Source organism: Streptomyces sp. NPDC056161, from assembly GCF_042268025.1.
Taxonomy (GTDB): Bacteria; Actinomycetota; Actinomycetes; order Streptomycetales; family Streptomycetaceae; genus Streptomyces.
Genome location: NZ_JBHJUV010000020.1, coordinates 1 through 21,405 on the forward strand (window position 1 = coordinate 1; position 21,405 = coordinate 21,405).

The window sequence follows — 21,405 nt, forward strand, 5'->3', positions numbered from 1 at the left end:
GGGAACATCCCGCTTCGCTGGACGCTCCCGAAAAACATGACCAACCCCCATGAACCAACCCTGCCGGGATTGACGAAACAGATAGGGGCACCCCCTTGCCCGACACCACTGCCCTTGACCGGCGCCACACCCCTTGCCCGACACCACTGCCGCAGGCCCCGCACCACGACCGCTGGCCCCGCACCACGACGGCTTACCCGGCACCACGCCCCCCTGGCCCGCCACCACAACCCGCCCCGCCCCGACCCCGCCCCACCGCGGCCGACCGGCCGTCGGACTCGATGACCGCGTGGGGAATCCCCCACCGCTCTCGACATCCCCCACCGGGGTGGGGAAAACCCCCCGTCCAAGACGCCGACGACCTCCATGGTCCGCGGACCTGCGGCCGACGAGGGTGGTGATACGGCAGAAGGCCGCTGACGAGGAGAACAGGACGACACCGATGGCCACGCAGTACGGACAGGGGTACGGGCCGGGGTACGGGCACCGGTACGACTACGACGGCGAGCGTCGGCACCGGCTGCCGGCCGCCCTGCGCGCGCCGTTCGAGGCGCGCAGCTGGCGCGAGTTCGGCTATGTGCTGCTGAACCTGCCGATCAGCATCCTGACATTCGTGTTCACGGTGACCATGCTGTCGCTCGGGGCGGGTCTGCTGGTGACGTTCCTCGGCGTTCCGGTCCTGGCGGCGGCGCTGGCGGGGTGCCGCGGTCTGGGCATGCTGGAGCGGGCACGAGCACGTGGCCTGCTCGGTCTTGAGGTGGGCGAGCCGGAACCGCTGCGGATGCGCAAGCCGGGCCTCATGGCCTGGGTCGGCGCGGTGCTGAAGAGCGGCGCGTCGTGGCGGCACGTGCTGTACGCGCTGCTGCACTTCCCGTGGGCGGTGTTCTCCTTCGTCGTCGGGGTGACCTTCTGGTCCATCGGCTGGTCGCTGCTGACGTATCCACTGTGGTTCTGGGTCTTCCCGATGTACGCCGGCCAGGGCGGTATCCAGCTGTACGGCGACGGCCACCACGGGATCTACCTGGACAACCCCTTCGAGATCACCGTCACGGCGCTGGTCGGGCTGCTTTTCACGCTGGCCACGCCGTGGATCGTGCGGGCGCTGACGATGGTGGACCGGCTGCTGGTGTACGGGCTGCTCGGGCCGTCGCGGCTGTCGGCGCGGGTGGTGGAGCTGGAGTCGGACCGGGGCGTGGTGGTCGACACGGCGGCGGCGGACCTGCGGCGGATCGAGCGGGACCTGCACGACGGGGCGCAGGCGCGGCTGGTGTCGCTGGCCATGGATCTGGGGCTGGCCAAGGAGAAGCTGGCCGAGGACCCGCACTCGGCGGCGCGGATGGTGGCGGAGGCGCACGGCGAGGTGAAGACGGCGCTCCAGGAGTTGCGCGATCTGGCCCGCGGCATCCATCCCGCCGTCCTGACCGACCGCGGCCTGGACGCCGCACTCTCCGCGGTGGCCTCCCGCTGCACCGTGCCGGTGCGGGTCGAGGTCGACCTGACGCACCGCCCCGCCCCCGCGATCGAGGGCATCGCCTACTTCACGGTCTCGGAGCTGCTGCAGAACATCAGCAAGCACGCGCGGGCGACCTCGGCGTCGGTGGACGTGTGGCGGACGGACGACCGGCTGATGCTCCAGGTGGTGGACGACGGGGTGGGCGGCGCCGGGGTGACCGGGGGTTCGGGTCTGGCCGGGCTGGCGGAGCGCTTGGACGCGGTGGACGGAATCCTGGTGGTGGACTCGCCGCCCGGCGGACCGACCCGGGTGACGGCGGAACTGCCCTGGCGAGGCTGACCCCGGCCGACTTCCGGCCCCGCGCCTCGGCCTCCGGCCCCGCGCCTCGGCCGAGCGGCGGCCCCTGTCGGCCTCCGGCCCCGCCCGCAAAGCCGTCCCTGACCGCCTCCGGCCCCGCCCGCTCACCCCATGCCCCATTACCCATGCCCCATGCCCCATGCCCCATGCCCCATGCCCCATGCCCCATGACCCATGACCTACGGCCTACGGCCCATGACCCATGACCGCTCCCCCTGTCAGCTCCCGGAGCACCCCCTGCCGGACTCCGGGACCGCCCCCAGCCGCCCCCTACATCCGCAGCCCGCGCCGACCCGGCGGCCGATCCGCGTGTTGAATGAGGAACCGCGGGCAACCCGATCCGCCAGGCCGCGGTCTCCCCTCCCGGGGCCTGCTTCGAAGGCTCGTCCCGGAGTCCGGGCGCGATGCGCCGGGAATACTGGGATGCTGGATTTCCGTACGGACGGACACCGTCGGACGTTCAGGCTGTGGGGGGCCGGAAGATCGTGGAGGACAGAGTGCGGGTGGTCATAGCCGAGGATTCAGTGCTGCTCAGGGAGGGCCTGACCCGTTTGCTGACCGACCGCGGGCACGACGTGGTGGCCGGTGTCGGGGACGCGGAGGCGCTGCTCAAGACCATCGCCGACCTGAACGCGCAGGGCGCGCTGCCGGACGTGGTCGTCGCCGACGTACGGATGCCGCCGACCCACACGGACGAGGGGGTGCGGGCCGCCGTACGGCTGCGCAAGGCGCATCCGGACCTCGGGGTGCTGGTGCTGTCGCAGTACGTGGAGGAGCGCTACGCCACCGAACTGCTGGCCGGATCCAGCCGCGGCGTCGGATACCTGCTCAAGGACCGGGTCGCCGAGGTGCGGGAGTTCGTCGACGCGGTGGTGCGGGTGGCTCAGGGCGGTACGGCCCTGGACCCGGAGGTCGTCGCCCAACTGCTCGGACGCAGCCGCAAGCAGGACGTACTCGCGGGGCTGACTCCGCGGGAGCGCGAGGTCCTGGGGCTGATGGCGGAGGGGCGGACCAACTCGGCGATCGCCAGGCAGCTGGTGGTCAGCGACGGAGCCGTGGAGAAGCACGTCAGCAACATCTTCCTGAAGCTGGGCCTGTCGCAGAGCGAGGGGGACCACCGACGCGTTCTGGCCGTTCTGACCTATCTGAACTCATGACGGCCCTGTCTGAACTCATGACGGCCTGTCTGAACTCATGACGGCCCTGTCTGAACTCATGACGGCACGGTCGTGGGACCGCGACGGCGGGCGTGGCGCTGGTCACGCCCGCCCGGCACGCGGGATGGCGGTGCCCGAGAACGGGAAATGAGAACCGAGGAACGAGCGGGGAGCCACGCAGCGGAGCCCGGGGGGCGAAATGGTGAGAAGTCAGGGTGACGGACCGTTCCGGAATGCCGGCCATCATGCGAATGGCCGCGGGAAGGCGACCCTAAGCGACGTAGGGTTGATCCTGGGAAGGTCCGGGGGACGACCATGCCCGGACAGCCGCCTCGAAGGAGGTCCACTTCAGTGACCAGCCAGGTCAGCAGCCCAGCGGAGCAGTCCGACGGAACCGTCGTAGGAGAGCAGCGCAAACCGGGCGGTACCAAGGACGTCCGGCGTCTCGACCGGGTGGTCATCCGGTTCGCGGGGGACTCGGGTGACGGTATGCAGCTCACAGGAGACCGTTTCACGTCGGAGACGGCGTCGTTCGGCAACGACCTGTCGACGCTGCCGAACTTCCCGGCGGAGATCCGCGCCCCCGCAGGAACCCTGCCCGGTGTCTCGTCCTTCCAGCTCCACTTCGCCGACCACGACATCCTCACCCCGGGCGACGCGCCGAACGTCCTGGTGGCGATGAACCCGGCGGCGCTGAAGGCGAACATCGCCGACCTGCCGCGCGGCGCGGAGATCATCGTCAACACGGACGAGTTCACCAAACGGGCGATGCAGAAGGTCGGCTACGCGACCAGCCCGCTGGAGGACGGCTCGCTGGACGGCTACGGGCTGCATCCGGTGCCGCTGACCACGCTGACGGTGGAGGCGCTCAAGGACTTCGACCTCAGCCGCAAGGAGGCCGAGCGCAGCAAGAACATGTTCGCGCTGGGCCTGCTGTCGTGGATGTACCACCGGCCGACCGAGGGTACGGAGAGATTCCTGCGGACCAAGTTCGCGAAGAAGCCGGAGATCGCCGAGGCGAACCTGACCGCCTTCCGCGCGGGCTGGAACTTCGGCGAGACCACCGAGGACTTCGCGGTCTCCTACGAGGTCGCCCCGGCGGCGAAAGCCTTCCCGGTCGGCACCTACCGCAACATCTCCGGGAACCTGGCCCTGGCCTACGGCCTGATCAGCGCCTCCCGCCAGGCGGAGCTGCCGCTGTTCCTCGGCTCGTACCCGATCACGCCGGCCTCGGACATCCTGCACGAACTGTCCAAGCACAAGAACTTCGGCGTACGGACCTTCCAGGCCGAGGACGAGATCGCCGGCATCGGCGCCGCGCTGGGTGCGGCCTTCGGCGGTTCGCTGGCGGTGACGACGACGTCCGGTCCGGGTGTGGCGCTGAAGTCGGAGACGATCGGTCTCGCGGTGTCCCTTGAGCTGCCGCTGCTGGTGATCGACATCCAGCGCGGCGGGCCCTCGACGGGTCTGCCGACCAAGACCGAGCAGGCCGACCTGCTACAGGCGATGTTCGGCCGCAACGGCGAGGCCCCGGTGCCGATCATCGCGCCGTACACGCCGGCGGACTGCTTCGACGCGGCGCTGGAGGCGGCCCGGATCGCGCTGACGTACCGGACGCCGGTGCTGCTGCTGTCCGACGGCTATCTGGCCAACGGCTCCGAACCGTGGCGGATCCCCGGCATCGACGAGCTGCCGGATCTGCGGGTGCGGTTCGCGCAGGGCCCCAACCACACCCTGGACGACGGCACCGAGGTGTTCTGGCCCTACAAGCGCGACCCCGAGACCCTGGCCCGTCCGTGGGCCGTCCCGGGCACGCCGGGCCTTGAGCACCGCATCGGCGGCATCGAGAAGCAGGACGGGACGGGGAACATCTCCTACGACCCGGCCAACCACGACTTCATGGTCCGCACCCGGCAGGCGAAGATCGACGGCATCGAGGTGCCCGACATCGAGGTCGACGATCCGGACGGAGCCCGCCTCCTCGTCCTCGGCTGGGGTTCCACCTACGGTCCCATCACCGCAGCGGTGCGCCGGCTACGGCTGAAGGGGCTGCCGGTCGCACAGGCCCACCTGCGCCATCTCAACCCGTTCCCGGGGAATCTCGGGGAGGTGCTGCGGCGTTACGACAAGGTCGTGGTCCCGGAGATGAACCTGGGGCAGCTGGCCCTGTTGATCCGGGCGAAGTACCTGGTCGACGCCCGCTCCTACAACCAGGTCAGCGGAATGCCGTTCAAGGCGGAACAGCTCGCCGCGGCGCTGAAGGAGGCCATCGATGGCTGAGACGTCCACCAGCGGCACAGGCACGATCGAGGCGCTCTCGCTCGTCCCGAAGGCCGGGGCCCGGCAGTCGATGAAGGACTTCAAGTCGGACCAGGAGGTGCGCTGGTGCCCGGGGTGCGGTGACTACGCGATCCTGGCGGCCGTGCAGGGCTTCATGCCGGAGCTGGGGCTGGCCCGGGAGAACGTCGTGTTCGTGTCGGGCATCGGGTGCTCCTCCCGTTTCCCGTACTACATGAACACCTACGGCATGCACTCCATCCACGGGCGGGCCCCCGCCATCGCGACCGGTCTGGCCGCCTCCCGCCGTGACCTGTCGGTCTGGGTGGTGACGGGTGACGGCGACGCGCTGTCCATCGGCGGCAACCACCTCATCCACGCCCTGCGTCGCAACGTCAACCTGAAGATCCTCCTGTTCAACAACCGGATCTACGGTCTGACCAAGGGCCAGTACTCGCCGACGTCCGAGGTCGGCAAGATCACCAAGTCGACGCCGATGGGCTCGCTGGACGCGCCGTTCAACCCGGTGTCGCTGGCGCTCGGCGCGGAGGCGTCGTTCGTGGCGCGCACCATCGACTCCGACCGCAAGCACCTCACCGGGGTCCTGCGGGAGGCGGCCGCCCATCCGGGCACGGCGCTGGTGGAGATCTACCAGAACTGCAACATCTTCAACGACGGTGCCTTCGACGCGCTCAAGGACCAGCGCAGCGCCGAGGAGGCGGTGATCCGCCTCGAACACGGGCAGCCGGTCCGGTTCGGCCCGGACGGCGGCCGGGGCGTGGTGCGCGATCCGCTCACCGGCGACCTGGAGATCGTCACGGTGACGCCCGAGAACGAGGACCGCGTCCTGGTCCACGACGCCCACGCGGCCTCTCCGGCCACGGCCTTCGCCCTCTCCCGGCTGGCCGACCCGGACACCCTGCACCACACCCCGATCGGCGTGCTGCGCAACGTGGAGCGCCCGGTGTACGACACGCAGATGGCCGGGCAGCTCGACGCCGCCGTGGAGCAGAAGGGCAGGGGTGACCTCGCCGCCCTGCTCACTGGCAACGACACCTGGACCGTCATCGGCTGACGTACGCCGACGCCTGCACCGACGCCTGCACCGGCACCGGCACCGGCCGACGCCACACACGGACGAGGGTCCGGACGCACCACACGCGTCCGGGCCCTCGTCCGTTCCTGTACCCGTACCGGGGCCGGGCGAGTCGGCCGACCGGGCCGCGCGTGTCATGCGTATCGTGCGACCGGCCCGCCCGGCCCAGGCGCCCGGACCGCGCGTTTCACCCGCCCGTGGCCATGCCCGGCCCAGGCGAGCGGATCGCCCGTTTCGCGCACCCGCGGCCATGCCCGGCTCACGCCGCGCGCGGCCGGGCCCGGTTCACGCCGCCGGATCCTCCCCGACCACGTCCAGAGCCCGCTTGGCCGCGTCGTACGCCCCCCGGGCCGTCCGCACCTTCTCCATCCGTTCCTCGGTCCACAGCGCCAGGGCCCGGACCTGTTCCGCCGCCTCACGGCCGAGCGGGGTGAGGGAGTAGTCGACCCGGGGCGGGATCACCGGCTTGGCGTCGCGGTGGACGATTCCGTCGCGTTCCAGGGTCTGCAGGGTCTGCGCGAGCATCTTCTCGCTGACGGTGCGGCCGTACCGGCCGACCGCGCGGCGCAGCTCGCTGAAGCGGTGGGGGTGCTCCAGCAGCTCGATGAGGATCAGGACGCCCCAGCGGCTGGTGACGTGTTCGAGGACGAGGCGGTAGGGGCACAACGCCTCGTCGTTGTCACGGGCCACCGTCTGCGTCGCGCTCACTGTCGTCCTCGCTCGCTCGTCCTTACTGGCTCATAAGTACCTTACTTCAAAGTGGGTACTTTCCCAAAGTTAGTACTCCTCCTATGGTTCGTGGCACACGCACCCCACCAGGAGTTCTGAATCATGAGCATCGTCGTCACCGGAGCCACCGGACACCTCGGCCGCCTTGTCGTGCACCAGTTGCTGGAGAAGGTCCCGGCCGAGCAGGTCACCGCCGTCGTGCGCAACGAGGCGAAGGCCGCCGACCTCGCGGCGCGGGGCGTCAAGCTCGCCGTGGCCGACTACAACAGGCCGGAGACCTTCGACGGCCTCTTCGCCGCGGGCGACAAGGTGCTGCTGATATCCGGCAACGAGTTCGACAAGGGCCGGGTCGGACAGCACACCGTCGTCATCGACGCTGCCAAGGCGGCCGGTGTCGCCCTGCTCGCCTACACCAGCGCCCCCGGGAGCCTGACCGCCGCGCTCGCCGACGACCACCGGGCCACCGAGCAGGCGCTGCTCGCCTCCGGTCTGCCCTACACGCTGCTGCGCAACGGCTGGTACCACGAGGTCTACACCGAGAACCTCGCGCCGGTGCTGGCGCAGGGCGCCGTCGTCGCGGCGGCCGGTGCGGGCCGGCTGTCCTCCGCCTCGCGCGCCGACTACGCGGCAGCCGCCGCCGCCGTGCTCACTGGCGAGGGGCACGAGAACCAGACGTACGAGCTGGGCGGCGACGAGGCGTGGAGCTTCGCGGAGTACGCGGCCGAGCTGAGCAGGCAGACCGGCCGGGAGATCGCCTACGACTCGGTGCCGGGCGAGACCAAGCTGGGCATCCTGAAGGACGCCGGTGTCCCCGAGCCGCTGGCATCGATCCTGGTCGGCGTGGACGCCTCGATCGCCGAGGGCGAGCTGGTCATCTCCACCGGCGACCTGTCCCGCCTGGCCGGCCGGCCGACCACCCCGCTGGCGGAGGCCGTAGCCGCCGGCCTCAAGGGCTGACCCTCTCCACCGGGAAGATCCGGGTCTCCCCCGGTCACCCCCACCGACCGTCACCGCCCTCACCCACCGTCCGCCCTCATCCCCCTCACCGCCACCCGCCCCCGCCTGTCATGACCGTATGGCGATACGGCCATGACAGGCGAGGCCCCTCGGCGCTACCTTCGTGCAGCGAACACGCGCGCGAGGAAAGCCGCGGCGGAAGAGAAGGAGGGCCGGTGGCCGACAAGAGGGGCGAGCAGCGGACAGGTCTGCTGAACGGCTTCGCCGCGTACGGTATGTGGGGGCTCGTCCCGCTGTTCTGGCCGCTGCTGAAGCCCGCCGGGGCGATGGAGATCCTCGCCCACCGGATGCTGTGGTCCCTGGCCGTCGTCGCCGTGGCCCTGCTCGCCGTACGGCGCTGGGCCTGGGCGGGGCAGCTGCTGCGCCAGCCGCGACGGCTCGCGCTGATCACCGTCGCGGCCGCGGTGATCACGGTCAACTGGGGCGTCTACATCTGGGCCGTGAACGCCGGGCACGTGGTCGAGGCGTCCCTCGGGTACTTCATCAATCCACTGGTCACCATCGCGATGGGCGTGCTGATCCTGAAGGAACGGCTGCGGCCCGCGCAGTGGACGGCGGTCGGGGTCGGCTTCGCCGCGGTGGTCGTGCTGGCCGTCGGATACGGCCGCCCGCCGTGGATCTCCCTGAGCCTCGCCTTCTCCTTCGCCACCTACGGGCTGGTGAAGAAGAAGGTCAACCTCGGCGGCGTCGAATCGCTCGCCGCCGAGACCGCCGTCCAGTTCCTGCCCGCGCTCGGCTATGTGCTGTGGCTGTCCGCGCACGGCGAGGCCACCTTCACCACCGACGGCACCGGGCACGCGGCCCTGCTCGCGGCCACCGGCGTGGTCACCGCACTCCCCCTGGTCTGCTTCGGCGCGGCGGCCATACGCGTGCCGCTGTCCACCCTCGGGCTGTTGCAGTACCTGGCGCCCGTCTTCCAGTTCGTGCTGGGCATCCTCTACTTCCACGAGGCCATGCCGCCCGAGCGCTGGGCCGGGTTCGCGCTGGTCTGGCTGGCGCTGTCGCTGCTGACCTGGGACGCCCTGCGCTCCGCCCGCCGCGCCGCCCGTACGCTCGCCAGCGACAGCAGTGTGCCCAGCAGGACCATGGCGAAGGGCACGGTCAGGGCGGTGCGGAACGCCGAGAGCGTCGCCTCCGGGTCCACCTCGGGACCGGAGCCCGACCCGGAACCCGATGCGGAGCCTGCCGCGAGGCCGTAGACCGCGGTGACCGCCGAGATCCCGATCGCCGAGCCGAACTGGGTCGAGGTGGTCAGCAGACCGCCCGCCAGGCCCTGCTCCGCCTCGGCCACCCCGTCCGTCGCCGCGATCGTCAGCGGCCCGTAGGCGAGCGCGAAGGCCGTGCCGGCGATGATCAGCGTGGGGAACATCGCCGGATACGGCCAGTCCGGGCCGATCGGCAGGAACAGCCCGTAGGCCAGTACGGCCAGCACGAAGCCGCCGACGATCACGCGGGCGTTGCCGAAGCGGGCGACCAGTTTCGGGGTGAGGGTCGGGGCGAGGACCGCGTCGCAGCCCATGACGACGAGTGCGAGGGCCGTCTGCAAGGACGACCAGCCGCGCAGTTCCTGGAGGTAGAGGGTCACCACGAACTGGAATCCGAAGAAGGCGCCGACGAACAGCAGCGCCCCGAGGTCGGCGCGCACGAGCGAGCCGGTGCGCAGGATGCCGAGCCGCACCAGCGGGTGCGGCGAGCGGCGTTCGATCGCCACGAAGGCGGCGGCCACCAGTACCGCGGCGAGGGCCGTCAGCGCGGTCAGCCACCGGCCCGTGGCGCCGTGTTCCAGGCGTACGACGGTATAGGCGGCCAGCAACATTGCGGCGGCGGCGGTGACCGCGCCGGGCAGGTCGAAGCCGCGCAGCCGGAGCGGCGGGGCGACCTGCGCCGGGATCAGCCGCACGGCCGCCAGGAACAGCGCGCCGGCCAGCAGCACCGGAGCGAAGAACACCCAGCGCCAGCCGAGCTCGGTGAGCAGACCGCCGGTGACCAGGCCGAGCGAGAAGCCGCCCGCGGCCGTACCGGCGAACACCAGCAGGGCCTTGTCGCGCCGCGGGCCCTCCTCGTACGAGGTGGTGATGAGGGACAGCGCGGCCGGTGTCATGAACGCCGCCGCGACACCGGTGACGAAGCGCGCCAGGACCAGGGTCCAGCCTTCGGTCGCGAACCCGCCGAGACCGGAGAACACGAGGAAGACGACCAGCCACACCAGGAACATCCGACGGCGGCCCAGCAGGTCGGCCGCGCGACCGCCGAGGAGCGTGAAACCGGCGTACCCGAGGACGTAGGCGCTCATCACCCAGGCCGCGGTGTCGGTGGCGAGGCCGAGATCGGCGCGGATGGCGGGGATCGCCACGGCCATCATGGCGATGTCGATGCCCTCCAGGAAGATCGTTCCGCACAGCACGAGCAGCAGGGCCCAGGCACGGGTGCCCATGAGAACTCCTAGGACAGAGGCGAGGAGAAGGGAAAAGAAGGGGAGGGAGGAGAGGGAGAGGCGAGGAGAGGGGGGTGCCGGTTCAGGGGCCGGGGGTCGGTTCCCTCTTGTAACCGAGGTCCAGCCTGGGGCAGCATCAAGCGGTATGGAAGAAGGCACTTCGAAGTCACCGAGTCACTGCGAGAGCACCGTGGACTACGGCGACGCCGATCCCTTTCAGTGGGACACCCGGGAGGACTGCCAGGTACGGCAGATCCTCGACCGGGTCGCCGACAAGTGGTCGCTCCTCGTCATCGCGCTGCTGGACAACCGGCGGCTGCGCTTCACCGCGCTGCGGCGGGAGATCGACGGGATCAGCCAGCGCATGCTGACCGTGACGCTGCGCCAGTTGGAGCGCGACGGACTCGTGAAGCGCACCGTCCATCCCGTGGTGCCGCCGCGGGTCGAGTACGAACTGACCCCGCTCGGCGGAACCCTGCACGCCACCATCCGGTCCCTGGTGACCTGGACCGAGGACCACCAGGAGGAGATCGCGGCGGCCCGCTCCGCCTACGACGCACGGGACCAGCAGCCCGCCTAGAGTCAGGGTCCTCGGCCGCAGGAGCACGGGCTCGGGCCGGCCGGGATTGTCAGTGGTGGCGGCTGTGCATGGCCGACATGTCGCAGACACCCGCACCGGACCCTGCCCCGCTGCACTTCAAACGGGTCATCGACGCCACCGACCCGCACGCGCAGGCCGGCTTCTGGGCCGCCGCGCCGCACTGCCCGGTGGAGCCGAGGAGGCCGGTCCAGGTGCGGGTCAGCTCAGGAACTCCGCCAGCGGGAACGAACGGCGACTGCGCGGCGGGATCAGGAAGTTCTGCCGGTGGGTGGTGTGGATCGCCGCGTTCAGACCGGCATTGCGGGAACGCGACGAGAACGCGACCCTTTTGCCGTCGGGGTAGCAACCGTCCATGGCCAGGCGAACACGGTTGAACGTCTCCGTCGTCGGCACGAAGATCAGGAAGTGCAACCCGGCGGATCTCTGGGAGCTGTAATGGTCGCCGACCGGGTCGGAGGTGTAGTGGAACGGACTGTCCAGGGTGGCGAAATCACCGCGATTGGACACGGGCGTGCCCACCGGATAGGTCTTCCCGTAATTGCTGGTGGTGGATTTCCGCAGCCGGTTCACCGGCTGCATGCTGCCGTTGTGGCCGTAACTGCCGGATTTCTCCACCCCGTGGAAGACGTCGCTTTGGCTCAGTGTGGGTGGATTCACCGTCACCGTCCCCCGCGGGACCAAGAGTCCGGGCTGGTACATGGCGCGGAGCCGGTCCCCGTACCCGGTGAATTCCTGCGCTCCCGTTCGCCCCTCCCCGTACCAGGTGGCCAGATCCGAGTACAGGTGCGACAGCGGCATGATGGTCCCGTACTTGAAGTAGCCGTTCGGCCACTGGTCGGTCCACCCCGGAAGCGTCTCCAGATTCGAGAGGGGCGTGGAACTCTCCCCCGATTTGAGCGTGGTGGTGAAGCCGAAGAAGAGGGGGGAATGCGTCGGAACGGATTTGGCTCCGGGCAGGCCCGCCTCAACGGCCAGTCTGCTGGCGAGTGACTGCTGTCCCGTGTGCGCGCCGCCCGTGAAACCCCTGCGGATGCTGGTCACGTCGAAAAGGTCACCGGCCTGGCCGCTGCCCGTCGCGAACAGGACGTTGGTGGCCTGCATGATGGTGTCGAGCGAGTCGCTGCGCAGGAGCACGGCCACGTGGTGCTGTTCCAGCCGGACCGCCCCGAAGCCGGGCGGCGGCTGGTCGCTGGGATAGGTGATGGCGTCCTGGAGCGCATGGACCGTACGGCCCCGTTGTCCGGACGTCACCAGGTCCACCGGCAGGTAATCCGGATAACGCGTCCCCGCCCTGAAGAATTCGGACCCGCGGCCGAGGCTCGGGATGTAGTGCTGGAAGTAGGGCAGTCCCCAGGTGACGACGACGCCCAGGCCGCTGGGCGGGGGAGGAAAGCGTCTCTCCAGACCCTGGATGACGGATTCCAGGTGGCGCTGCGCCTCTTGGAGGGCCCGCGCATTCGGCGGAACCTTCAACGTCGCCGTGATGACGTGATTGTGCAGCGGCGGAATCAGGACGGTGATCGTGCCCTTGCTGCCGGCGACCCCGGTGCCGTCGTCCTTGATGAGCCGCGGTGTCGGAATGGCATATTGCTCGGGCGGCAGGGGTTTGCCGATCTGCGCGGTGGACCGTTCGGGCGGGGTGACCAGCTTGTCGATGACTTCGTAGATGCCCGCGGAGGCGAGAGCCAGTCCGAGGGTCGCGCCCGCGACGAAGTTGCGCCTGCTCGGATTCACCGGTCCCCGGTCGTCGGACCTCCCTTTTCCGCCCTCTTCCTCCATGGGCTCCGTCCTCCCTCGGAACGTACGTCCCGCACCGTCCTGGGCCTGGATCACGGTGTGTCCGGCGATCGGTCCGCGCCGCGGCAAGGCCCCGTTCTCGGTTGCGGAGGGTTGCGGAGCGGTTCCGGAGCGGTTGCGCGCAGCGAAGGCCGCCTCAATTCGCCCATGAAGGCGGTGCGCCGGCCAGTCCCGGCAGGCCATTCGGCTGGGATTTTAGGCCGCTGGGGTTTCAAGCCGCTGGGGTCCGGCCGGGGTATCAGTCGGCCGCTCGCGCCGCCCGCTCGGTCAGGCGGACCATACGGGCTCGGGCGGACTCCAGTTCCTCGATGTCGTCGGCCGCCGGGCCCTCCTCGACGACGAGTTCCGTCCACAGCGCGATCAGGTCCCGGCCGAGGCGTAGGGCCTGCTCGGCGTCGCGTACGGCACGCCAGGCCGTCGCCGCGCTGTGCACGTTTCCGTACGCCGCCTCGGGGTCGTGGGCGCGGTGGTGGAGCCGGGCCAGGTCGAAGGACAGCCGGAAGGCGTGCAGCGGGTCACCGGACAAGTAGGCGATGTAGGCGGTCAGTTCGCGCAGCCGGAGCACTTCGGGGTGGTCGGGCCCGAGGTCGGCGGAGGCCGCCTCGACCGTGTGCTGCGCCAGTTCGGCCGCCTGGTCGATCCGTCCCGCCCTGACGGCCTCGTTGATCCGGGCGGTCGGTTCCCCGAGCAGTTCGCCGCCGTTCCCGTTCCCGTTCCCGTTCCCGTCACCGTCCCCGAGAACCGCCTCGGCCACGGCGTCGAACCCGCGCGCCGGGGTGGGCCTGGGGTCGTAGTCGGCCCCGACGGGGAGGTGGGTGACGGGAGGCAGGGGATTCCTGGGCGGCCGGTGAACGGAGGGCGGGGCGCCGACGGCCCTCACCTCGGCGGGGGCGCCCGGCACGGCGGTCCCGGCGGGGGCGCCCGGCACGGCGGTCCCGGCGGGTTCACCGGCCAGACCCGGGCCCGGCTTGGCGAACCGGGGCGGGGCGGTGGGCCGGGGCGGCACGGTCAGCTTGCGCGGCTCGGCAGGCCGGAGCGGACCGGCGGCCCGGGACGGCTTGACGGAGGCGGGTGGATTCACGGTGCCGGGCCGGCCGGCGGGCATGACGGGGGGCGGTCCGAAGACACCGGTCGGTGGCTGGACGGTGCCGGGGACGACGTCCGGCACCGGACGCAGGGCGGACGCGGGCGCACGCTCACCCGGCGGCGTCGGCTCGGGGACGGGCCGCAGCGGGGACGTCGGCGGGACGTCCCCGCGGGCCAGCTTGGCCGGATCCCCCGTGAAGCTGCTGGCGCCGTCGGTGTCCACCTGGAGGGGGACGACGTAGCCGACCCGGGCGTCGTGAATGGCCGCCTGTACGGGGTGGCCGACCGCGAGGGCGAGCCGGTGCAGGTGGTCCAGGACGGCGTGCTGGATCTCCCGGCCGGGAGGCGCGACGAGGGGCACGCCGTCGACCGTCGCCTCTCCCGCGTCCGAGACACGGATGTCCACCGGTACCACCGGACCAGTGCCGCGCCGTTCATCCCGCTTGTCCTCGCGGCTGGGTCGAGACATCGGTCCCCTCACTCCCCCGGCGTAACGATCCGGGTTGTACTCATGCGTAATATCGAGTGTCGCTGTTCGGCGCCGCCCCCGCGTCACTGCGACGTCACAGCCTCGCACCAGGAACTCCCGGCCGCCGGACCGGCGGGGTGCACGCGCCGCACGGACCTGATGCCGGTGCCTTCGGCGCGCTCGACGACGGGCGGCGGCCCTCTCGACGGCACCACCGAACATTCCGCCCGCGCGCGCCCAGCCGTGCTCAAGGACACGGACGCGGGCACCCGCTTCCGTGCGAACGGAACACCCTGCCGACCGTACGAGACGGACCGCATGCCGACCGTACGGGACGGACACCCCGCCAGCCGTGCGAGGCGGGCCGCATGGCGACCATACGAGGCGGACGCCCCGCCAGCCGTACGAGACGGACCGCATGCCGACCGTACGGGACTGACACCCCGCCGGCCGTGCGAGGCGGGCCGCATGCCGACCGTACGGGACTGACACCCCGCCAGCCCTGCGAGACGGACCGCATGGCGACCATACGAGGCGGACGCCCCGTCGGCCGCCACCGTCCGGTCCGCGGCGGCGACTCGCTACGCGGTGATGTCCTTCGCCGTGAACCGGGCCCAGGCCGCCGAGCCGAACACCACGGCGTACAGCGCCTGCAACCCCAGGTTCTTGACCAGGTCGTCCCAGTAGACCGGCTCCCGCATCAGATCGGCGAAGGACAGCCAATAGTGGGAGAAGAAGTACGGCTGGAGTGCGTGCAGTTGCGGTATCTGATCGAGGATCTGCACGGTGATCACCAGCCCCACCGTGGTCGCCATGGCCGCGATCCCGCTGTTGGTCAGGGTGGAGACGAACAGGCCGAGGGCGGCGACACCGACCAGTGACGCGGCCACCACGAGGGCGATCAGCAGGGCACGCGCCAGGCCCTCGGCGAAGCTGATCTGCGTGCCGGAGATGGTCGTCAGGTCGCCCAGCGGGAACAGCAGTGCCCCGACGACCAGCGCCGAGACGGCCACCACCAGCGTGGCCACCAGGCAGAACGCGATCGTCGTCGCGTACTTGGTGAGCAGCAGGCGGGTGCGGCCCGCGGGGGCGACCAGGAGGTAGCGCAGCGTTCCCGCGTTGGCCTCGCCCGCGATGGCGTCTCCCGCGACGACCCCGATCGCCATCGGCAGGAAGAACGGCAGCGTGGCCGCCAGCGCGGTGAACACCAGGAACAGGCCGTTGTTGGTGATCTGCGTGATGAACGCCGGCCCCTCACCGCCGCCCCGGCCGACCGACGAACCGCCGCGCGTCTCGATCCTGACCGCGATGCCGACCAGGATCGGCACCGCCGCCAGCACGCCCAGCAGCGCGAGCGTGCGCCAGCGCCGGAAGGTGGTGATCAGTTCGCTGCGGAGCAGGCCGAAGGTCCACAGCGGGTTCGGGGCGCGCCCGGCACCGGGCCCGCCCGCCGGCACCGCAGCCGCGGCCCCGCCCACCCCGGCGTCGGCCTGTGACGCGTCAGCCTGCGACATCGAAGCCCTCTCCGGTCAGCGCCACGAAGGCGTCCTCCAGCGACGCCCGCTCGACCCCGAAGCCGCGGACCCGGACACCGGCCGCCACCAGCGCGGAGTTCAGGTCGGCGAGTTCACCCTCCGGTGGCTCGGCGGTCAGCCGGTCCTCGGTGACGACGACGTCACCCACGCCCCGCTCCTTCAGTACCCGGGCCGCGTCACCGGTGTCCGGCGTGGTCACGACCAGCCTGCCGCGCGCCCCCGCGGCCAGGTCGGCCACCGGGCCCTGGGCGATGAGCCGGCCCTGCGCCATCACCGCCGCGTGTGTGCACACCTGCTCGATCTCGTCGAGGAGGTGGGAGGAGAGGAAGACGGTCGTACCGTCGGAGGCCAACTCCCTGACCAGCGAGCGGATCTCGCGCATGCCCTGCGGGTCGAGTCCGTTGGTCGGCTCGTCCAGGACGAGCAGCCTGCGCGGCTGGAGCAGCGCCGCGGCGAGCCCGAGGCGCTGTTTCATGCCCAGTGAGTACGCTCTCGCCTTCTTGCCCGCGGCGGCTGCCAGGCCGACCCGGTCCAGGGCGGCGGCGACGCGGGCGCTCCGGGTGCGCGGGTCGGCGGTCGGGTCGGCGGCGTCGTACCGTACGAGGTTGTCCCGGCCGGTGAGGAAGCCGTACAGGGCGGGGCCCTCGATGAGCGCGCCCACGTGCGGCAGTACGGCGCGCGCCGAGCCGGGCATGGGCCGCCCGAGCACCCGCGCCGTGCCGGAGGTCGGCTCGATGAGGCCCATCAGCATGCGGATGGTGGTGGTCTTGCCCGAGCCGTTCGGACCGAGGAAGCCGAAGACGCTGCCCGCCGGGACGGTCAGGTCGAGACCGTCGACGGCGAGCTGTCCGCCGCGGTAGCGCTTGGTCAGGCCGCGGGTGTCGATGACGCTCGGCCCCGCGTCTCCCGGCTCCCGCGCCGTCCTGCGCCCGGTGGCGGACGCTTCGTCCATCGGCTCCCTCGATTCGTCGTGCCGCAGCGTGCCTACGGGGCCGAGTCCGCCGCCTTCACCAGGGCGTCCTTGGTCACGGCGCCGACGTACACCTTGCCGTCGTCCGTGATCAGGGCGTTGACCAGGCGGGTGGAGTACACCGTGCCCTTGCCGAACTTGCCGCTGACCTGGTCGCCGAGCGAGCCGAGGAAGCCGCCCAGGTCGCCGCCGGCGGAACCGGACGGCACGCCGCCGCGCGCTCCGGTGTCGAAGACCGCGATGGAGTTCCAGCCCTTGCCGAGGACCTTGTGGTCCTCGGAGCCCTTGGCGAGGTCGTGATCGGACTTCGCCCCCGGGACCTCGGCGGACTTGACGCCGTCGGGGGAATTGACCCCCTGGGGGGACTTGTCGCCCTCGGTGACCGTGGCGCCCTTCGGCGGGGTGAAGTCGAAGGTCGAGGCGGCCGGCTTGGCGAAGCTGACCTGGGTGAAGCCCGCGTCGACGACCGCGGCGCCGCCGCTCGCCGCGGTCAGCGTGAACTTCAGCGGCATGCCGGTCTTCGCGTCCACCGCGATGCTGATCGCGCCGACCGTGGTGCCGGACTGCTTCGGCTTGACGAGCAGCTTGTAGGCGTCCCGGCCCGCGACCCGCATGGTCCCGTCGACGGTCACCGACGTGGTGTCGTCCACCGACTTCAGGGCCTCGTCGGCGAAGTCCTTGGGCGTGGCCGGCGCCTCGTCCTTGTGCTCCGCCCCGTCCTGGCCCACGCTGCCGTGGTAGACCTCGTTCGACTTGCTGTCGTAGCCCCAGACGTCCTTGCCGTTGTGGATCAGGCTGTATTCGGCCGCGCTCTGTATCAGGGACAGCTTCTGCCGGTCCGGGCCGTCGGCGGCGACCCGCAGAGTGTGCGTCCCCGAGGCCAGCTCGGTGAGCTTGGACGTCGGGTCGGCGGAGGAGCCCGAGCCGGAGGGCGCGGCGCCCGAGGCCAGGCTGTTCTCCAGACCACCCAGGTCGGGCAGGCCCAGGTCGGTGCTGACCTTCACCGTGCCGGACAGTTGCTGGACGTCCGACTTCGCGATCTTCTCTATGAGCTGCTGTGCGGTGATCTTCGGCAGACTGGGGTCACCGGAGTCGGCGAGTGCCGGGACCAGTCCGATGGTCGCCGCCGTCACGCCCACTACCGCGACCGGGACGCCGTAGCGAGCGGCCTTGCGTCGGCCGGAGCGCAGTGCCCCGGTCTCCGCTGCCCCCGAGTTGTCATCGGAATCGGATTCGTACCGTGCCATGTGTGGCTTACCTCCGTCGTCGGCGGCGGCCTTCTTCGCACTGTTGCACTGTTCCCACCCTGAGCCGCCATTCTCACCCGAAACGGTGAGGAGTGGTGATGTCCGTGGCTTCCATCTGACCAAATCCGCCGCGCGGATGCGTCAACCCGCAGAGGCAAGTCCCTGTACACCTCCGGTATGACGGGGAGAGCGGACGCCTCCCCCCGTCCCGTAGGGGTTCCGGTCTGCCGGAGCGGTCCCGACCTGGTGGGATCTTGTCCCTTAGGGGGCCCGGCCCCTAGGGTTCCCGGCGCCGCCCGGTGCACCACGGGTGCCACGGGCCATCCCGCCCGGTGCACCACGGGTGCCACGGGCCATCCCGCCCGGTGCACCACGGGTGCCACGGGCTATCCCGCCCGGTGCACCACGGCGTCGCACAGCTCCAGCAGGGCCGCCTTGGAGTCGCCCTCCGGCAGCGGGGCGAGCACCGCCCGAGCCTCCTCCGCATACCGCACGGTGTCCCGCCGGGCCTGCTCCAGCGCCGGGTGCGCCCGGAGGGCGGCCAGCGCCTGCGCGTGCCGGCCGTCGTCGGACAGATCGGAGTCCAGCAGCTCGCACAGCGCGATGTCCTCGGGCAGCCCCAGCCGCGCCGCCCGCTCCCGCAGCCGCAGCACGGGGAGCGTGGCGATGCCCTCCCGCAGGTCCGTGCCCGGGGTCTTGCCGGACTCGTGCGAGTCCGACGCGATGTCCAGTACGTCGTCGGCGAGCTGGAAGGCGACGCCCAGCCGCTCACCGTACTGGGTGAGCATGTCCACGACCGTGTCGTCGGCGCCCGACATCATCGCGCCGAACCGGCACGACACGGCGACCAGCGACCCCGTCTTGCCGCTGAGCACGTCCAGGTAGTGCTCGACCGGGTCCCGGCCGTCCGAGGGCCCGGCCGTCTCCAGGATCTGCCCGGTGACCAGCCTCTCGAACGCGATGGCCTGCACCCGCACCGCCTCCGGACCGAGGTCGGCGAGGATCTGCGAGGCACGGGCGAAAAGGAAGTCCCCGGTCAGGACCGCGACCGAGTTGCCCCAGCGGGTGTTCGCGCTGTCCACCCCGCGGCGTACGGCGGCCTCGTCCATCACGTCGTCGTGGTACAGCGTCGCCAGATGGGTCAGCTCCACCACCACCGCGGACGGTACGACCCCGGGTGCGTACGGATCGCCGAACTGTGCCGCGAGCATCACGAGCAGGGGGCGGAAACGTTTGCCGCCCGCCCGCACCAGGTGCTGTGCGGCCCCTGTGATGAACGGGACCTCGCTCTTGGTGGCTTCGAGCAAGCCTTCCTCGACAGCCGCCAATCCGGCCTGGACATCGGCTTCCAGAGCCTGGTCCCGCACGCTCAGCCCGAACGGCCCGACGACGGTCACGAGGGGTCTCCTGTCTGCTGGTGTCTGCTGGCGGTTACACGGTGTGTCGATAGGTCGGCGCCATCACTCAAGTCAGCGTATCCGGTCAGGTTTCGATCACCGATAGCGCCCACGGCCCAGGCCGGGCGGTACCGGATCACGGCCGGTATGTTGCTGACCAGTTGATACAACCCGATATTTATGGAGCTGGCGGGATATGACATCTTTTGCCCCGCTACTGCCTCGGAACGCAGACCGGGCACATCCGCACGTCGCTCCCCCACGAAACCGCTCACACAGACCTCCGGATCCCCTCTGGCCGACGGGACACTGACGGGACACTTCTGCACGCGCGCGTGGCGCCCACCGATACGCGCGTGCGGCGCCCACCGACGGCCGATCCGTACCGGCCCACCTCGGCGAATGCGCCCCGGACCGGCTCTCCGACGGACCGCGCCACGCGACGCCCGGCGGCACCCCTGGCACGCGGGACACGGCCATACGTCCGTCCGGGTCGACGCGCACGGGTACGGCAACAGCGAGGGGGTGCCGGCGGGTGCGGGTCCGGCGGCGCGGACAGCGGCAGCGGCAGCGGCAGCGGCAGCGGCAGCGGCAGCGAAACGTACAGCCCTACCGGTGAGGCCGCGGCACGCGGTGCCACCAAGGCGGCAGGGCCGGCGGTGGGCTGCTGACACGTCCCGTACCACGACACCGTCCTCCGTCTGGTCGAGCCTCTGCCCCACGACCGTGTCCGCGCGGCTGATCGGCCCCTGGTCGCACCAGTACCCCGACCACGGCCCGTCACCCGGACCGGCCGTCGACTTCCTCAAGGAGACCGCACTTCCTCCAAGGCCGCCCGGTCGGCGAGCCCGCCTGGCCGTCCCCCGGGTGACATACCTCGCGCACAGGCTCCAGGCGGAAGGAAGGTGCAGGGGAGACAGAAGGGAGACGAAAGGCAGGCGGAAGAAAGGCGGAAGGAAGTCACTCCGTGCCGCACCGGCGAGCGGGTGTACTCGAACGGCCCGCACAATCAGGATGATTCGGACCATTCGGATAGTTCAGACCGTCCGGAGTAGTGCGATGCCGCACCGGAGACACACACGATCGTCGGGCGCGCCCCGCGTCGGCCCGTGCACGCACCCGCTCGGACCCGCCGTTCCGCCTGCACCGACCGGATCCACGCGGGACACCGCGGTCCGGGCCCACCCGGGGGTTCACCTGTGACGCAAGCCACTTCCACCCCGCCGACAAGGCGATCTGCACGACAGGCGCCGAGGCGGCCTTCCGCCGGGCACGAGAAAAGGTAATTCCGGGGACCATGGGGTGAAGTGACCGTTTTGCCGCCATTGCCACCTCAATTCCTCTTGGTGCTTAATGCACTTCGAGCCCGAGACGGGTGATTTGAGTCACACGCGACGGCGTGTCGGCGCCCGGACCGCACCCTCAACCCGCCGTTCCCAGTCGCCCAGTTGACCGTTGGCAGTCGCAAAGGATCTACCGGTCATACCCCTCATCCCGCAGTCAATCGGCATGAGCTATGAATCCGGTACTTGTTTCCGGCATGTGCGGTCGCATAGCTTCCGGGCCAGTCGGGTGGACGCCGAATCCTGCCGCCACCCGTCGCGACCCATCGACGAACACAAATTCGCACGGCAGGAGCGGGGGACCCAGGTAAGTCGCCGGGCCGGACGGCACAGCCGACCGGAACGGCTAGGGGTGAAGCCGAGTCGCCATGTGGCGGCCGGCCGGGCATCTCCCCCGCCCGAACCCGACAGCTCACCTCGCAGGCGCCGGAGAGGAACAC

At 70.9% G+C, this 21,405-nt stretch carries 14 protein-coding genes, 2 pseudogenes and 1 riboswitch; of the genes and pseudogenes, 8 read left to right on the forward strand and 8 right to left on the reverse strand.

The window, feature by feature from the left end; translation table 11 throughout:
* The first annotated feature begins 442 nt into the window (after positions 1-442).
* From ACFC09_RS19825 to ACFC09_RS19840, 4 genes are all read left to right on the forward strand, one after another.
* The gene (locus ACFC09_RS19825) at positions 443-1,792 is read left to right on the forward strand and encodes a sensor histidine kinase (protein ID WP_376529875.1); all 1,350 of its coding nucleotides are present in this window, start codon (positions 443-445) and stop codon (positions 1,790-1,792) included.
* A gap of 515 nt (positions 1,793-2,307) precedes the next feature.
* The gene (locus tag ACFC09_RS19830) at positions 2,308-2,967 is read left to right on the forward strand and encodes a LuxR C-terminal-related transcriptional regulator (RefSeq protein ID WP_376530174.1); all 660 of its coding nucleotides are present in this window, start codon (positions 2,308-2,310) and stop codon (positions 2,965-2,967) included.
* A gap of 351 nt (positions 2,968-3,318) precedes the next feature.
* A complete protein-coding gene (locus tag ACFC09_RS19835; RefSeq protein ID WP_376529877.1) occupies positions 3,319-5,247 on the forward strand; it encodes a 2-oxoacid:acceptor oxidoreductase subunit alpha in 1,929 nt (642 codons plus the stop codon).
* Complete coding sequence (locus ACFC09_RS19840) at positions 5,240-6,319, forward strand: 2-oxoacid:ferredoxin oxidoreductase subunit beta (RefSeq protein ID WP_376529879.1); 1,080 nt, start codon at positions 5,240-5,242, stop codon at positions 6,317-6,319. The genes ACFC09_RS19835 and ACFC09_RS19840 overlap by 8 nt, the downstream gene beginning before the upstream one ends.
* Positions 6,320-6,625: 306 nt before the next feature.
* On the opposite strand, the gene ACFC09_RS19845 is transcribed toward ACFC09_RS19840, so the two are convergent.
* Entirely contained in the window at positions 6,626-7,048 is a 423-nt protein-coding gene (locus ACFC09_RS19845; protein ID WP_376529881.1) for a winged helix-turn-helix transcriptional regulator, read from the reverse strand.
* A 123-nt stretch (positions 7,049-7,171) separates the two neighbouring features.
* Between ACFC09_RS19845 and ACFC09_RS19850 the strand changes: the two genes are divergently transcribed.
* Together ACFC09_RS19850 and rarD are read left to right on the forward strand one after the other, a co-directional pair.
* Entirely contained in the window at positions 7,172-8,026 is an 855-nt protein-coding gene (locus ACFC09_RS19850; RefSeq protein WP_376529883.1) for an NAD(P)H-binding protein, read from the forward strand.
* A gap of 275 nt (positions 8,027-8,301) precedes the next feature.
* Positions 8,302-9,285, forward strand: coding sequence for an EamA family transporter RarD (gene rarD / locus ACFC09_RS19855; RefSeq protein ID WP_376530177.1), 984 nt, complete (start codon positions 8,302-8,304; stop codon positions 9,283-9,285).
* 80 nt (positions 9,286-9,365) lie between these two features.
* Here the strand turns inward: rarD and ACFC09_RS19860 are convergent.
* Positions 9,366-10,520: pseudogene (locus tag ACFC09_RS19860) on the reverse strand (MFS transporter); the annotation flags it as partial.
* 145 nt (positions 10,521-10,665) lie between these two features.
* Between ACFC09_RS19860 and ACFC09_RS19865 the strand changes: the two are divergent.
* Complete coding sequence (locus ACFC09_RS19865; protein WP_376529885.1) at positions 10,666-11,100, forward strand: winged helix-turn-helix transcriptional regulator; 435 nt, start codon at positions 10,666-10,668, stop codon at positions 11,098-11,100.
* 219 nt (positions 11,101-11,319) lie between these two features.
* On the opposite strand, the gene ACFC09_RS19870 is transcribed toward ACFC09_RS19865, so the two are convergent.
* From ACFC09_RS19870 to ACFC09_RS19895, 6 genes are all read right to left on the reverse strand, one after another.
* Positions 11,320-12,900, reverse strand: coding sequence for a hypothetical protein (locus ACFC09_RS19870; protein WP_376529887.1), 1,581 nt, complete (start codon positions 12,898-12,900; stop codon positions 11,320-11,322).
* A 256-nt stretch (positions 12,901-13,156) separates the two neighbouring features.
* Positions 13,157-14,473 (reverse strand): tetratricopeptide repeat protein, encoded by a 1,317-nt coding sequence (locus ACFC09_RS19875; protein ID WP_376529889.1) that lies wholly within the window; start codon positions 14,471-14,473, stop codon positions 13,157-13,159.
* 581 nt (positions 14,474-15,054) lie between these two features.
* On the reverse strand, positions 15,055-15,987 hold the full coding sequence (locus ACFC09_RS19880; RefSeq protein ID WP_376529891.1) for an ABC transporter permease: 933 nt from the start codon (positions 15,985-15,987) through the stop codon (positions 15,055-15,057).
* Complete coding sequence (locus tag ACFC09_RS19885) at positions 15,974-16,960, reverse strand: ABC transporter ATP-binding protein (protein ID WP_376529893.1); 987 nt, start codon at positions 16,958-16,960, stop codon at positions 15,974-15,976. Before ACFC09_RS19885 ends, ACFC09_RS19880 begins: the two co-directional genes overlap by 14 nt.
* Positions 16,961-16,992: 32 nt before the next feature.
* Complete coding sequence (locus ACFC09_RS19890) at positions 16,993-18,225, reverse strand: outer membrane lipoprotein carrier protein LolA (protein WP_376529895.1); 1,233 nt, start codon at positions 18,223-18,225, stop codon at positions 16,993-16,995.
* Positions 18,226-18,611: 386 nt separating this feature from the next.
* Positions 18,612-19,622, reverse strand: a complete 1,011-nt coding sequence (locus ACFC09_RS19895) for a polyprenyl synthetase family protein (protein ID WP_376529897.1) — start codon at positions 19,620-19,622, stop codon at positions 18,612-18,614.
* Between the two features lie 206 nt (positions 19,623-19,828).
* Here ACFC09_RS19895 and ACFC09_RS19900 point away from each other — a divergent pair.
* A pseudogene (locus tag ACFC09_RS19900) lies at positions 19,829-20,438 on the forward strand (hypothetical protein); the annotation flags it as partial.
* Between the two features lie 791 nt (positions 20,439-21,229).
* Positions 21,230-21,404: riboswitch (cyclic di-AMP (ydaO/yuaA leader) on the forward strand.
* Position 21,405: the final 1 nt, after the last annotated feature.